14 protein-coding genes and 3 pseudogenes are annotated in these 12,566 nt (G+C 46.6%); 12 read left to right on the top strand and 5 right to left on the bottom strand.

Annotation, left to right across the window (positions count from 1 at the left end; translation table 11 throughout):
• Nucleotides 1-822 precede the first annotated feature (822 nt).
• The 4 genes and pseudogenes from RSC70_RS07865 to RSC70_RS07850 form a co-directional block, all read right to left on the bottom strand.
• Nucleotides 823-1,257 carry a putative zinc ribbon protein gene (locus RSC70_RS07865; protein WP_332542172.1) on the bottom strand — a complete coding sequence of 145 codons (435 nt, stop codon included), beginning with the start codon at nt 1,255-1,257 and terminating at the stop codon, nt 823-825.
• Nucleotides 1,258-1,330: 73 nt separating this feature from the next.
• Nucleotides 1,331-1,717: pseudogene (locus RSC70_RS07860) on the bottom strand (putative zinc ribbon protein).
• A gap of 117 nt (nt 1,718-1,834) precedes the next feature.
• Nucleotides 1,835-2,041: a helix-turn-helix transcriptional regulator gene (locus RSC70_RS07855; protein WP_332542171.1), complete on the bottom strand. Its 207-nt coding sequence runs from the start codon at nt 2,039-2,041 to the stop codon at nt 1,835-1,837.
• Between the two features lie 98 nt (nt 2,042-2,139).
• Nucleotides 2,140-2,727 (bottom strand): hypothetical protein, encoded by a 588-nt coding sequence (locus RSC70_RS07850; RefSeq protein ID WP_332542170.1) that lies wholly within the window; start codon nt 2,725-2,727, stop codon nt 2,140-2,142.
• 750 nt (nt 2,728-3,477) lie between these two features.
• Here RSC70_RS07850 and RSC70_RS07845 point away from each other — a divergent pair.
• From RSC70_RS07845 to RSC70_RS07795, 11 genes and pseudogenes are all read left to right on the top strand, one after another.
• Nucleotides 3,478-4,545 (top strand): hypothetical protein, encoded by a 1,068-nt coding sequence (locus RSC70_RS07845; RefSeq protein WP_332542169.1) that lies wholly within the window; start codon nt 3,478-3,480, stop codon nt 4,543-4,545.
• Nucleotides 4,546-4,647: 102 nt separating this feature from the next.
• Entirely contained in the window at nt 4,648-5,535 is an 888-nt protein-coding gene (locus RSC70_RS07840; protein WP_332542168.1) for a GTPase family protein, read from the top strand.
• Between the two features lie 211 nt (nt 5,536-5,746).
• The gene (locus RSC70_RS07835) at nt 5,747-5,902 is read left to right on the top strand and encodes a hypothetical protein (protein ID WP_332542167.1); all 156 of its coding nucleotides are present in this window, start codon (nt 5,747-5,749) and stop codon (nt 5,900-5,902) included.
• A gap of 123 nt (nt 5,903-6,025) precedes the next feature.
• Nucleotides 6,026-6,490, top strand: coding sequence for a hypothetical protein (locus RSC70_RS07830; RefSeq protein ID WP_332542166.1), 465 nt, complete (start codon nt 6,026-6,028; stop codon nt 6,488-6,490).
• 20 nt (nt 6,491-6,510) lie between these two features.
• Nucleotides 6,511-6,852 (top strand): hypothetical protein, encoded by a 342-nt coding sequence (locus tag RSC70_RS07825; protein WP_332542165.1) that lies wholly within the window; start codon nt 6,511-6,513, stop codon nt 6,850-6,852.
• 83 nt (nt 6,853-6,935) lie between these two features.
• Complete coding sequence (locus RSC70_RS07820; protein ID WP_332542164.1) at nt 6,936-7,757, top strand: DUF932 domain-containing protein; 822 nt, start codon at nt 6,936-6,938, stop codon at nt 7,755-7,757.
• Between the two features lie 98 nt (nt 7,758-7,855).
• A complete protein-coding gene (locus tag RSC70_RS07815; RefSeq protein ID WP_332542216.1) occupies nt 7,856-8,317 on the top strand; it encodes an antirestriction protein in 462 nt (153 codons plus the stop codon).
• An 11-nt stretch (nt 8,318-8,328) separates the two neighbouring features.
• The gene (radC, locus tag RSC70_RS07810; protein ID WP_332542163.1) at nt 8,329-8,808 is read left to right on the top strand and encodes a RadC family protein; all 480 of its coding nucleotides are present in this window, start codon (nt 8,329-8,331) and stop codon (nt 8,806-8,808) included.
• A gap of 18 nt (nt 8,809-8,826) precedes the next feature.
• Nucleotides 8,827-9,048 (top strand): DUF987 domain-containing protein, encoded by a 222-nt coding sequence (locus tag RSC70_RS07805; protein WP_332542162.1) that lies wholly within the window; start codon nt 8,827-8,829, stop codon nt 9,046-9,048.
• 20 nt (nt 9,049-9,068) lie between these two features.
• Nucleotides 9,069-9,419, top strand: a pseudogene (locus RSC70_RS07800) (type IV toxin-antitoxin system YeeU family antitoxin).
• Between the two features lie 35 nt (nt 9,420-9,454).
• Nucleotides 9,455-9,777, top strand: a pseudogene (locus RSC70_RS07795) (TA system toxin CbtA family protein).
• Between the two features lie 517 nt (nt 9,778-10,294).
• On the opposite strand, the gene RSC70_RS07790 reads toward RSC70_RS07795, so the two are convergent.
• Nucleotides 10,295-10,831, bottom strand: coding sequence for a helix-turn-helix transcriptional regulator (locus RSC70_RS07790; protein ID WP_332542161.1), 537 nt, complete (start codon nt 10,829-10,831; stop codon nt 10,295-10,297).
• A gap of 589 nt (nt 10,832-11,420) precedes the next feature.
• Here RSC70_RS07790 and RSC70_RS07785 point away from each other — a divergent pair.
• A complete protein-coding gene (locus tag RSC70_RS07785; RefSeq protein WP_025801605.1) occupies nt 11,421-12,437 on the top strand; it encodes a GGDEF domain-containing protein in 1,017 nt (338 codons plus the stop codon).
• Nucleotides 12,438-12,566: the final 129 nt, after the last annotated feature.

Here is a 12,566-nt window from a genome sequence, read left to right as displayed (position 1 = left end):
AGGGAATTCAGCAAAAAAATATTGCGGACGTCGATATTAGATTGGGCAATAATGATGTGATAGGAATTGACTTCTATTACCTGCCAGATACAGAAAACCGTTACGAAGATATTGAATTAATGCTCGCTGCATGCAAAACGTAAAGGAAAACGGAATATTTATGAAATTAATCACACACTGCGCCCTACTAACAGCACTCTGCCTTTGCGCCACTCAGGCTATGGCTTTTCAGAGTACATCGCCAGAGCTGCCATTCTCTGCTAAAAAGCACGCGCGTTCCGAACAACAAATTCAACAATATAGCTACTCTGAGCAGCATAAACCTCTAAACAGAACACCGCTGGGGCGCTGTCACGCGAGCCCTGTACCAGGCTGTAATTATTCCCTGACACCCGAGAAGGAATAGTTACCACCGTTTTTTGGCATTGACTGGCGGTTGTAGCACATTAGCTATTTTACGGTCACTAAGTTGACCGAGGCTGTGCATCGTTTTCTCTCTGGTATATCGGCACCATTATGTTCCGCCAGTAAGTGACAAATTCCCGTATGCTTATCTTCGGTAAAGGCTAACAAAACGCAGCGCTGAACCCACCGCGGACAGCAGACAAATATCGAATGGTAGCCCCACCACAAACATTTTTCTGGTAAAGATCTGCTAGGAGAAGGTAATCGCCGAGCTTCGTTTATGAGTTTAATACCCTGCGTATTTGATGATATCACATTGAAGAAGCCAGGATATTAGCCATCATCTCCATGACTGCCTATAGATAATTCATTACGAATGCTGTCGTTGCCACAGTGCCTCTGGTGGCCTAACCCGCCTCATTTCGCAAACCTCACCGGCACTGTTAGGGTATCCCTAAGCCTCAGCTCCGTGCTGTAAATATGCTGTCCGCACTCCGGGCAACACCGAAGGCCATAATATTCACGCTGGCAGAGCACGCAGAAATAATCCGTTCTTAAGAGAACGGTAGATGGTGCATCATCACGTTCCAGCAGTGCATTCACTGCCTGGTCAAAAGCGGATACCGGTTTATCCTGAGAAATGACCCGATACGCACAATGCGTTAACCTAAGTTCTTCCGCGTCTTCAAGGTCATGCTCAAAGTACCCACCGTTGTCGTGTGTCCAGCACAGTCGAAGAGCACTACGACAGGAGCGGCAGAACCAGGTACCACGGGAGCGAGGTGACAGCTTGCTGGCATGAACAACATGACTCTGATGGTCAAAGGCAGTACGAATAGTTCGAAATTGCATAAAAATATTCCTAATGTGATACCTCGCCCGAGCGACGGCAGAGGTATGAAGTCACGTGACCAGTGGCTGGTGGTCAGCTCTGGTAGATTTCAGTACTGTGGTTACCAGTACTGCAATTCACGCAGTAGCGTTCACCGTGGTAATCGCTGTTGCATGCCGCACAGTGCGAGTCAGTCTTACGTACCAGCGGCTGAGCATCATGAACATAACGTCGTAGCAGACGAATACGTTTCGCTTCGGCACGCTCAAACTGCACGTAAGGGCAATGGTGGCGTCCGTTCTCCGTGAGTTCATCCCATGAGTGTTCAAACCATGGGCGGTTTGTGTCCTACTCTGGATGGAACAGCAGCGGGCTGCCGCAGAGATGGCAGGTATAATGGTCGTAAGGGTAAAGCAGTGCGGTGGTCGCGCCCGTAAGGCGTTGATTGCCATCGAGAGCTAAGAAGGATTTTGCGTACATAGTATTGGTCCTTTGCTGGATGACGCGCAGGCGTATGTCGTCCCGGGGAGGGCAGCAGTGCAGGTCATACGACGGGTTGATTTAAATCAGGTGGGAGATGTGATTGCGTTCGATAGATTATTGACGGGACCTTGCAATGCGTTGCTGCAGCCAGACTTCCACCTCGCTTTCAAGCCAGCGGGAGCTACGACCCAGCTTAATCGGCTTTGGGAATTCACCGAGCTGAATAAGCTTGTAGAACCATTTGTCGGTTAAACCGGTGAGTTGGGAAATAAACGCCATATCGACGAATTTATCATTGAGAAGACTGGTGGGTGTGGTCATCGTTTTTTCTCCTTGAGTATATGGGAGAAGAAGCCGGGTAAATGGATGGTGCAGACTTCTTCAAACGATGACGCACTGGCGTAATTTTTTAACGATGCTCATTTTCTTCTTTGGGTTCGGGGCCTTCCCCTTCTGCTCCGAATCGGTACATCACTTAAGTAGCTAACCGGGAGGTCAAACGCCTCTTTTTGCTCCTGTTTAGCCAGATAGCTCAGGATAAATGCCAGATCTCGATAGCCTTTGCGGTCAGAGTAGTGCAGGCACCTTGCACCATTAACCTGGTGGTAAACCTTCTTCTGGCAATTCTCAAATATCCCCTCACCATCCGTTATGCTTCGCCACTGCTCAGCAATGACCCGCGCAGAACGGTAACAGTTACGCTTACGTTGACCATCCAGATAAAATATCGCATGGAAGTGAAGGCCATGCTGATAAGTGAACTCCATCACCCACGCATAGCCAATAACTGTACCCATTCTCAGCATCCGTTCCGCTAGTCGATACATGTCCATATCCCAGTGATCCCGGTAACGGTCAGCATAACGTCTACTGGTCGTCTTATAAGCAAAGTCCATACGCAGGGGGATAACGTCAGAGTACCGTTCGCGTAGCCGTTCCATGTGTTCTGTCAGGTTAGTGAATAATTCATCATTGATGGTGTAATTCGAATTGGTTCGATACGTCATGTGGGCTCTCTCAAGTGGTTAACATTGGATGAGAGAGAATCTTCAGATTTGAATCACTCAGGTGATCTATAACGGTTCTTGATGGATGATAACCGGGTGATAGTTCATGATGTGAGGGGATGGATTATCTTATGGAACAGGAGAAGGTTGAGCTAACTTCTGCTCAGGTGGTTTAAGTCCACTTCTTTAAGTCATACATTGAAGTCATACACTTCTTTAAGTAACAATAATAATACCTAAATTCATTTCTCCTGCTAGATACGTCTGGATAAATTGTGCCCGTGATCATTCTCTGTGCTTGATATTAATCACATTAGCAACAGGGTCATTGGCATTCTGCTTCCTATTGCTTTTATACTGTCTATAACAAATTGCTAGTATCGAACTCTGCAAGTGAAGGTGAGCGTATTATTGCAGACTGACGTAAAGAATGATTTGTGGTTGGTCTGACATACATCAGCTTGCAGTGACTAGATTGGTAGATTGCTGATGGTGACTTCGCTGAATCAGGCAAAGTACGCATCCAGAAAGATGCCAATGAGCCCTCCAGTACGTATTCCCTTCCTCCATTTTAATTACCTAAAAAACCTATTAACTATCAACAATAAACCTAAGATTTTATCTTAAAAACCACACATTTTCCCTTTAAAAAATGCCAGCTCTAAGCGTAGAATAAATTAGGGCAGGACAATATTTAAGTACGACAATTGTGATAATAATTATCATTTTCTTGTGCGAGGGAAGAATGAAATGTCGGATATGATGAGCGATCTAAGAGCCTTTGAGCTGCGCAAGAAAGATACAGGCCGTAAAGTAAAATTGTTAACTTATGGTGAAATTAGCGATCGGTATACCTTCATTTGTTTTGACGATAATTTAATCCGCAATGACCACCCTCAAACCCTGCTGACACTAAAAGCAGAGAAGCTACGAGCGGATAAAGGGCTTGAAAGAAGCAATATGCCTTTTGATTTCCTGGACTACCTCTATTTGGAACAAAAAAAAGACTACGAAACCTATCATAGAGTTAATTTCCCGCGCAAAGACCGCTGCAGGATTAATATTAATTTAACGTTAAAGCAGGAAGAATGGCTGAAAAAATCAGTGGCTGATAAAGAGGATACGGCTAGCTATCTGTGTGAAAAATACAAAGCGCTGCTGGCTGAGCACAAAAAAATTACGCTGCTACCATTTGCATTCTATCTTCCTGATGACTGGATTAAGAAACATGAAGATCCACGTACCCAAATATTTTCTCATGATGCCCTGAAAACTTCGCTGGAAGAGCTTCAGCGGCGTTTTGATGAGATGACGAAAAAATTAAAACAACAGGCCAAATATGACCCGGCCTGTGCCTACACCCGACTCATTCTTATTGACGAAAATTTCAAACCTTTTTACCTGGTGAATTTTTTCTTCAATGTCGACGATCTAAACGCTCATTTTGCTGAGGATATCTGGTTCGAATGGCTGGCAACTCGTAGCTCCCCTGGCAAAGAAAAAGAAATGGCTGTATTTTATGCATTTGATGATGAGCATAAACCTCACAGAAGCGAGGTAAGAGGATTGATGTTTCATGCCCCGGAAGCCGGGATAACCAGTCTTTATAATGCCCTGGGGGATGACGTCTGGAAAATCCTCCTGACAGCTGATGAATACAACAGCCCTAAACCATTAAAAAATGACCGTAAGAGGCATGAGCAATTTTTCCGCCTTCAGGCTCAGAAATACAACACGATCCCTGGCTCAAGAGCTAAAGTATTCTCAGATAACTTTACTTACTCACCTTCAGGAAAACGTAAAAAAGCAGAAGGCTAAAAGTAAAAAAAACTTAGTTATATATCACTTTACTGAGTCTCTCCCGTTTCACTTCATCAGGCCGTCCACCCCGGATGGCCTTTTTGCTATCTGGAAACCATCATGAAATATCCCTCGGGCTATGCCCTTATTCGCCGCCATCTGCGGCGTTATCCTCATGCCCTACGTGCGTCACTAATTGCTGAGCTCACCCGACTGGTTACCTATGAACCGGTGATTGGCATTATGGGAAAAACCGGTGTTGGCAAATCGTCGCTCTGTAATGCCCTGTTCCGCAGCGAAGTCTGTGCCGTCAATGCCGTGGAAGCCTGCACCCGCCAGCAACAGCAGGTACGCTTTCGCTTCGGTTCTCACTATCTGACCCTTATCGACTTACCCGGTGTCGGCGAAAGTCAGCTGCGAGACGATGAATATCGTGAACTCTACCGGGAACTGATGCCCCAGCTCGATATGGTGCTGTGGGTACTCAAAGCCGATGACCGAGCTTATGCGGTTGAAGAGCAGTTTTATCAGGACGTATTCGCGCAGTTCAGCGGACCTATGCCGCCAGTGTTGTGGGTACTCAATCAGGTGGACAAAACCGAACCTGCAGAGCAATGGAACTGGCCGTGCGCTCAGCCATCGGCACTGCAGGCTGAACGTATTGCACAAAAGGTACAGGCGGTGGTCCGCCAACTCAGCATCCCCGAAACCGATATTCTGCCTGTCTCAGTCCGGGGGCGTTACCGGCTGGCTAAACTGGTGGAGGCGATGATAATGCACCTCCCAGAGCAGGCCCGCAGTCCGCTGGTGCCGCACCTGCAGACCGGGTATCGCACTGAAGCCGTCATCAGCACCGCCCGCAACAGCTTTGGCGATGCCGTGGTGGACGTTATCGATAAGATTATTGACCTGGCTCCGTTGCCGCAGGTGGCTCGCAGTGCACTGCAGGCTGTAACACACACTGTCGTCCGCGCGGCACGCTCCCTGTGGGGATTTTTCTTCAGTTAACCGCCTCTCTGCCGGACAACCAGAATGATTGTATCGATAAGTCATTTTGCTTAACGACGATCGATTTTGTCGATCGAACCGATCTGATTTATTCATTATCCCCTATTGAATGAAGGTTATAGAATCCCTCAGGGATTGCTGTATTTATTCATTTACTTATTTTAAATCAATGCGATGAGTCGCAGGCTTCGTCACATACATAGGGAGGCGTATGCCATTAATACTGCTGTGGGCCGGACTGGCCCTGCTGCTAGGTTTTATTGCCGCCGGTAACGGCCGTTCATTCTGGGGCTGGTTTATTCTCGGGCTGATTATCGACCCGATACTGGCGGGGCTGCTGTACTGGCTTGTTGCTAAGGACCGCTAATGAAAACCCTTCTGCGTCTGTTCGGTAAGTTCACCCGCTGGTACATCATCCTCATCATCTTTATAGCCTGCCCGCCATATCACCACTCTCGGTGATATGGCGGGCTTCTGACAGGAAAATACGATGAAAACAACGCTGTTAATTTCAACACTACTAGTATCAGGACTGATGCCAGCGGTCTCGCTGGCATTTGGCAACCACGACACCTGGGTCAGTGGCTATGCCCAGGGCACGGCGGAATACATCATCCTCGGTAAAGGTAAATCGCAGCTCTATCTTGCCTGCGACAGCAACGGCGACGCCCCGGAGAAGCTTATTTTCACCGACCCCAGCGGGCGGCAGGTCAGCACGGACAATAATCAACGCATCATAGTGAAAATTGACCAGGTAGACACCGCCGACATCAGCGAGACGGCAAGTCATGTGGGCTCCGATAATTTTACCTGGATGTGGGGGAAGTTACGCTCGGGTAAGCGGGTCACCGTCTCCGGCGATGGTGTTAGCCCGACGACATTTACTCTGGCGGGTGCCGCTGAAGCGCTGCCTGACTATGCCAGTTCAGCCTGTATGCCTGAATTTGCCCGCTGAGAGAGCAAAAGGAAAACGTAATGAAAAAGTGCTTTATTGCCTTATTACTTGGCCTCGGTTCGCTGTCTGCGATGGCGTCAGAAGCCCCATTTAAAGTCAGTACCGGCTCCAGCAATGCCGGGGCGGCCTATACCAAAATCTATATCACCTCGCGTGCTGATGCGGTGTTAATCAAAAAAATTACGATTAACCGGGGGAATTGTCAGGATGCAGAAGCGATGCCCTGGAAGCCTGTCAGGCTGGGATTCGGCAATACTGTGGACCGGTTGTTTGTCGGTAAAGGGTATATGTCGGCCTGCAGAGTACTGGAAATTGCCGTAGATACTGACCAGGGCAACTGGATCTTTAATACTCGTCAGTAACATCAGCCTTAATTCTCCATTTATCAACGCCCTGCTCATACGAGCGGGGCGTTTTCTTTTGTCTCATTAGAAAGGAAATTATCATGCGATTAGCCAGCCGTTTTGGTCGGGTCAGTCAGATACGCCGCGACCGCCCGTTAACCCATGAAGAACTGATGCAGGTGGTGCCCAGCGTCTTTGGTGAGCACAAACACACCTCTCGAAGCGACAAGTACACGTTTATCCCGACTATTACCTTATTGGAGAATCTACAGCGTGAAGGGTTTGAGCCCTTCTTTGCCTGCCAATCTCGGGTACGTGACCCAAGCCGTCGTGAGCACACCAAGCATCTGCTGCGCCTGCGTAAATCGGGGCAAATCACAGGCCAACAGGTCCCCGAAATCATCATCCTCAATTCGCACGGTGGCGAGTCTAGTTTTCAGCTTTTGCCAGGGTACTTCCGCAGCGTCTGTACTAACAGTCTCGTCTGCGGGCAGTCGTTGGGTGAAATTAAAGTTCCACACCGGGGCAAAGTGGTGGAGAAGGTCATTGAAGGCGCTTACGAGGTGCTGAGTGTCTTTGACCAAGTGGAGGAGAAACGTGACGCCATGCAGTCGCTGCTGTTACCCCCACCGGCACAACAGGCACTGGCGCATGCCGCACTAACCTACCGTTTTGGTGAGGAACATCAGCCGGTGACCGCATTGCAGATACTGACACCGCGCCGGTATGAAGACCGGAAAGACGACCTGTGGTCGGTTTTTAATCGCTGTCAGGAAAACTTGCTCAAAGGCGGTCTTCCCGGACGCAACGCACAGGGCAAGCGCACCCACACTCGTGCCATTAACGGCATCGACGGCGACGTTAAATTAAATCGGGCTCTCTGGGTGATGGCCGAGAACATGATGGACCTGTTGAGCCAGTAACCTGCCCCCTCCCTCGACATCCGCCCACATTCATGTCTTCCATTCATTTTTTCATCCAACACATTCATGCTTAAAGGAAAAATCCAATGACCCACCGGATGACCCTCAATACCCCTCATTCATTACTGGCTGACAATACTACGCCGGCTCTGACGGCAACCCTCGTCCCGGACGAACAGCGCGGAGGCTTCTGGCCGCAACATTTCGGCAGCATACCGCAGTGGCTCACCCTGGAACCGCGTATTTTTGGCTGGATGGACCGACTTTGCGCTGATTATTCCGGCGGTATCTGGCAGTTCTATACGCTAAGTAACGGCGGGGCATTTATGGCGCCTGAGCCTGATGAGGACCGCGATGAAGCGTGGACATTATTTAACACGATGAACGGCAACAGCGCTGACATAGGAGCTGAGGCAGCAGGAATAGCGGTCTGCTTGCTGGCCTATAGCCACCATGCCTGCACAACGGAGTGCGGGGCGATGACCGAACACAATTACCGACTGCGAGACTACGCGCTCAACCATCCTGAATGTAACGCCATCATGCTCATCATCGATTGAGGTAAGCTGCTATGGAACAACAACTCCCGCTGTTTGCAGCAACCCTGCCGGTAGCCGAACAACGGATAGTCAGAAAAGCATTAACTTTGTTGGAACGGCAGTTACGCGAACCTGGTACGTCATTTACCTCCACCACCGCCGCACGTGACTGGCTACGCCTACACATTGCGGGGCTTGAGCGAGAAGCTTTTGTCGTGCTATTCCCCGATAACCAGAACCGTCTCATTACCCACGAAACCCTCTTTACCGGCACTATCAACCATACCCAAATCCATCCCCGCGAAGTCGTGAAATCCGGCCTAAAACACAATGCGGCGGCCATTATCGTGGCCCACAACCATCCTTCCCATGAAGCAGAACCCAGCCACGCTGACCGCCAGATAACAGCACGGCTCAAGCAGGCACTGGATCTGGTCGAAATACGTCTGCTTGACCATTTAGTTATCGGTGGCATGGCGGTTGTGTCATTCACGGAACGGGGATGGCTGTAGTCAAAGGAGAAAGCGCTCATGAGAATTATCAGTAAACGTCAGGCGATGACGATATACCGCCAGCATCCAGAGTCTCGGTTGTTTCGCTTCTGTACCGGTAAATACAAATGGAGCGGCAGCATCTGCCACTATGCCGGTCAGGATGTCCAAGATATCAGCGGTGTGCTCGCCGTGTTCGCTGAACGCCGTCAGGACCACAACGGCCCGTATGTCGTATTACGCAGCGTCACGCTCAATTAACGTTAATCAGGGCGTCACCCTTGTCGAATAAAACACCGCCAGTAAACCATGATATTTCTGAGCCCTGGTGGGGACTTAGCCCCACCGTCACGCCGTGCTTTGGTGCCCGGCTGGTACAGGAAGGCAACCGCCTGCATTACTTGGCTGACCGCAGCAATATCACCGGGACATTCGGTGATGCGGATTTACGCCACCTCGACCAGGCGTTTCCGATACTGCTGAAGCAGGTGGAGCTCATGCTTACCAGCGGCGAGCTGAATCCGAGACACTAGCATTGCGTCACGCTCTATGCAAAGGGGCTAACCTGCGAAGCTGATACGCTTGGCTCCTGCGGTTACGTTTATATCGCCATTTATCCCACCCAAATCTAACCGACTTTTAGTACTCATTTTTAAGAGAACAACTCATGAATACTTTACCTGCAATCAACCTGCGGGTTGTTCAGTCATACCCAGCGCCCGTGGTTGTCTGGCAATGCTGCTTACCCGACTACTTGAGCAACATTACGGCCTGACGTTAAATGACACACCGTTCAGCGATGAAGCTGTTATTAGGAGACATATTGAAGCTGGCATCACGCTTGTCGATGCCGTTAATTTTCTGGTGGAGAAGTACGAGTTGGTCCGTGTCGACCACAGGGGATTTAGCTGGCAGGAGCAAGCGCCTTACCTTACGATAGTTGATATCATGAGGGCTCGTCGCCATCTTGGTATCATTAACCGTAGATAGTTTAGAGCAATTGCATTCTACCTTTGAGTATGAAAGCATTTTGCTATCATCACGCTATCTGCTGATTTATCAATACGGGGTAAGAGGTTGTATTTCAAGCATCCTCGCTTTGGGGGTATGTGTGGGGGTATAAATTCACTTATAACTTAAAAAATTGTTTTAATTCAATTTAATAGGTTGTTTGTTCTAATCCCTTCGCCCGCTCCAATTTCCCCTGTCTTCTACTTAACACCTATCTCAACTTTTACTCGATAAATCCATTTTTATTAAGATATTGAAAGTGCTTCCTGACTCATGCTGTTTTCCATGTTGCAAGCTGCTGTAAAGCGACAAAACGATTTAATAGCGATCGTGTGCCCTCGGGAACAATAATCACAATTTTCTTTCGTGCGCGAGCAAAGCGTTCATGCCTACTCTGAGGTAGGTAGTGCATAAAAAAGAGGGAGGGCGTTGAAGAGAGGTCCTTGTGCATCGTTCTACCCTAACTCTGTGGGTATGCACGCAAATTCTATACTTATTATTTGAATAGACCACCTGCGTATATCGGCTTTGCAAGGTAATACAACTCTTGTTTACTTTTCGCACCAACCTTGATCATAATATTTCGCTTGTGTGAACTAATTATTTTTACCCCAGTTTTAAGTATTTTTGCGCTTTGAATATTAGTCATTCCATGCATTGTGAAATATAGAATTTTCGACTCCATACTCGTGAGGTAAGTCGCCGATCTAATCGATGTGTTATCGGACAGTCGTGAATGAATTAGACTAGGTAACCGATACTTTATCTTGTCGATAGAATCGTTTTTATCAACCCAAAATACATTCCCATTAATGCATTCGGTAAATAATCTCAAGAGTAAAAATACTTTTTTAGTACAAAGGATAATGCATTTGTCGGCACTTTTTATTGATGACAAATTGACACCATAGGTATCATTAATATCAATATCAATAATCGCTATTTTCTTCTCCTTGAGTTCAGCAGAGGTGAAAATGATGATCTCCTCTAAGGCTAAACGTAGAAAACTATTGTTGGTAATAACATTTTCCATGCAGATTATTCTTAGGTCTTAATGTCTGATTTTGGTTTGTAGTATTTATGCTAACATGACTGACTTTATATTGGTGTTTATAACTATAAAACTAATTTATTTAATAATATTGTCTGCTTGAAACTTAATATATAGGTTTTAATTCTTTGTTTTCCTATCTGTTGGTGGCCTAGGTTATCAATAACCATTCATCTGACTACTACCAGTATGCTTTTTCACATTCACTCTTGCTGCTTCCATTCGAGATTCGACATCTTACATCAAGGTTTGTTTTTGTATAAATTTACATCAATACAAAAATGCGAGATAAAAACCTATAAGTTAAGCTTTTTTGTTTAATTTTACTCTGAGTTTTGCGTGATTTTAAGTATAAATTACCAGCTGAGGTTTTGGCTGCTATTCTTTTGTCAGCTAGGAAATACTGTGTCTTTCTTTGTGAACGGATGCCGGAATGCGGCCAACGCAGACGATGCATCTATCCATTGGGTGACGAAACAGTATTAGCCGCTACGCATTTTAGTACGCCGCCACGGAGGGATGCTGAACCCTAATGACAATCGATTTTCCATGGTATATTGAATAAGCGCCTATGAAGCTCAGTGACGACATTTCTACACGTTCAACCAACTTTCATCATTTCATCACTATAGCTTCGCTGGTAGTGAGTTTGATCTGTTTTGTTATGTTCTACTACAAAATTGATAAAATGAACTCAGACCTAGAAGGCGTTCTCAGTATTTCAATCATGAAGTCTGAATATTTGACTAAAATAAATGACATCATTTATTCACGCGTAGAAAAAGATGAGTCATATCAAAAAAATGTCGCTGGGATTTATAAAACTTATGTCAGTGATATTTTTAACTCAAAAATTTCGGATGCAGTAAAGTTCGAAGAAGAGCATTTTGCAGAGAATATTTATCTCAAAGCGCGCGATCAGGATGCTCGCCAAATTTATCATGATATTGCTATTGATAATAATCGCTTTCCTGAGTTGGCAAAGAACTTATTAGACCAAACCAAAGCAACATATAACCGACAATTGATCATTCTTATTTTGATCCCAACGCTGATGGCGCTGCTACGTTGCATTCAATCAATCTACTATTTTTATTCTCTGCGCAAGCTGCGTGGCAACTACATGATTGACCCACTCACGGGTGTCTATAACCGTCGCTATTTGCCACGTATCCGTGAAACTGAGGGTATTTGCTATATTTTGGCCATTGATGTGGATAACTTTAAAACGGTTAATGATACTTGGGGCCACGCATTTGGTGATACGGTCTTGCAGCAATGTACCTATCGCATGAAAGAGCATCTTCGCGATCACGATATCGTGGTTCGCATGGGCGGCGATGAGTTTTCAATCTTCTTGTTTAAAACCGACGAAGTTGGCGCACAAAGAGCAGCTCAACGTTTGCTGGATACCATTAACGAACAGGCGCTTGAATTGCCTGATGGTGGAACATTTACGCCATCACTCTCTATTGGCATGGCTAAATGTCATGGGAATGTCGAATTGGCGATGAATATTGCGGACCAAAATCTGTATAAGTCGAAGAAGAAAGGAAAAAATACGATTTCGTTCGGAGGAGATAAGTAAAAATGATCCTGAATAAAATTAGACTCTCGCTGAGAACCGCTATTTTTATTGTCTTCTTCATCTTTTCATTAATTATGATTTTGAGTGTCATGTACATTCAATTCTATCGTGAAAATGAGACGTTGAATG

Origin of the sequence: Hafnia sp., assembly GCF_036648275.1 — a bacterium.
Taxonomy (GTDB): Bacteria; Pseudomonadota; Gammaproteobacteria; order Enterobacterales; family Enterobacteriaceae; genus Hafnia; species Hafnia alvei.
This window is presented reverse-complemented; position numbering and strand designations above follow the sequence as displayed.

Excerpts from the sequence above, each read along its gene's own strand:
- RSC70_RS07835 (WP_332542167.1), top strand. The coding sequence starts at position 5,747 with ATGCCATTAATACTGCTGTGGGCCGGACTGGCCCTGCTGCTAGGTTTT.
- RSC70_RS07825 (WP_332542165.1), top strand. The coding sequence starts at position 6,511 with ATGAAAAAGTGCTTTATTGCCTTATTACTTGGCCTCGGTTCGCTGTCT.
- RSC70_RS07855 (WP_332542171.1), bottom strand. The coding sequence starts at position 2,041 with ATGACCACACCCACCAGTCTTCTCAATGATAAATTCGTCGATATGGCG.
- RSC70_RS07790 (WP_332542161.1), bottom strand. The coding sequence starts at position 10,831 with ATGGAAAATGTTATTACCAACAATAGTTTTCTACGTTTAGCCTTAGAG.
- RSC70_RS07845 (WP_332542169.1), top strand. The coding sequence starts at position 3,478 with ATGTCGGATATGATGAGCGATCTAAGAGCCTTTGAGCTGCGCAAGAAA.
- radC (WP_332542163.1), top strand. The coding sequence starts at position 8,329 with ATGGAACAACAACTCCCGCTGTTTGCAGCAACCCTGCCGGTAGCCGAA.
- RSC70_RS07840 (WP_332542168.1), top strand. The coding sequence starts at position 4,648 with ATGAAATATCCCTCGGGCTATGCCCTTATTCGCCGCCATCTGCGGCGT.
- RSC70_RS07820 (WP_332542164.1), top strand. The coding sequence starts at position 6,936 with ATGCGATTAGCCAGCCGTTTTGGTCGGGTCAGTCAGATACGCCGCGAC.
- RSC70_RS07850 (WP_332542170.1), bottom strand. The coding sequence starts at position 2,727 with ATGACGTATCGAACCAATTCGAATTACACCATCAATGATGAATTATTC.
- RSC70_RS07830 (WP_332542166.1), top strand. The coding sequence starts at position 6,026 with ATGAAAACAACGCTGTTAATTTCAACACTACTAGTATCAGGACTGATG.
- RSC70_RS07865 (WP_332542172.1), bottom strand. The coding sequence starts at position 1,257 with ATGCAATTTCGAACTATTCGTACTGCCTTTGACCATCAGAGTCATGTT.
- RSC70_RS07785 (WP_025801605.1), top strand. The coding sequence starts at position 11,421 with ATGAAGCTCAGTGACGACATTTCTACACGTTCAACCAACTTTCATCAT.
- RSC70_RS07805 (WP_332542162.1), top strand. The coding sequence starts at position 8,827 with ATGAGAATTATCAGTAAACGTCAGGCGATGACGATATACCGCCAGCAT.
- RSC70_RS07815 (WP_332542216.1), top strand. The coding sequence starts at position 7,856 with ATGACCCTCAATACCCCTCATTCATTACTGGCTGACAATACTACGCCG.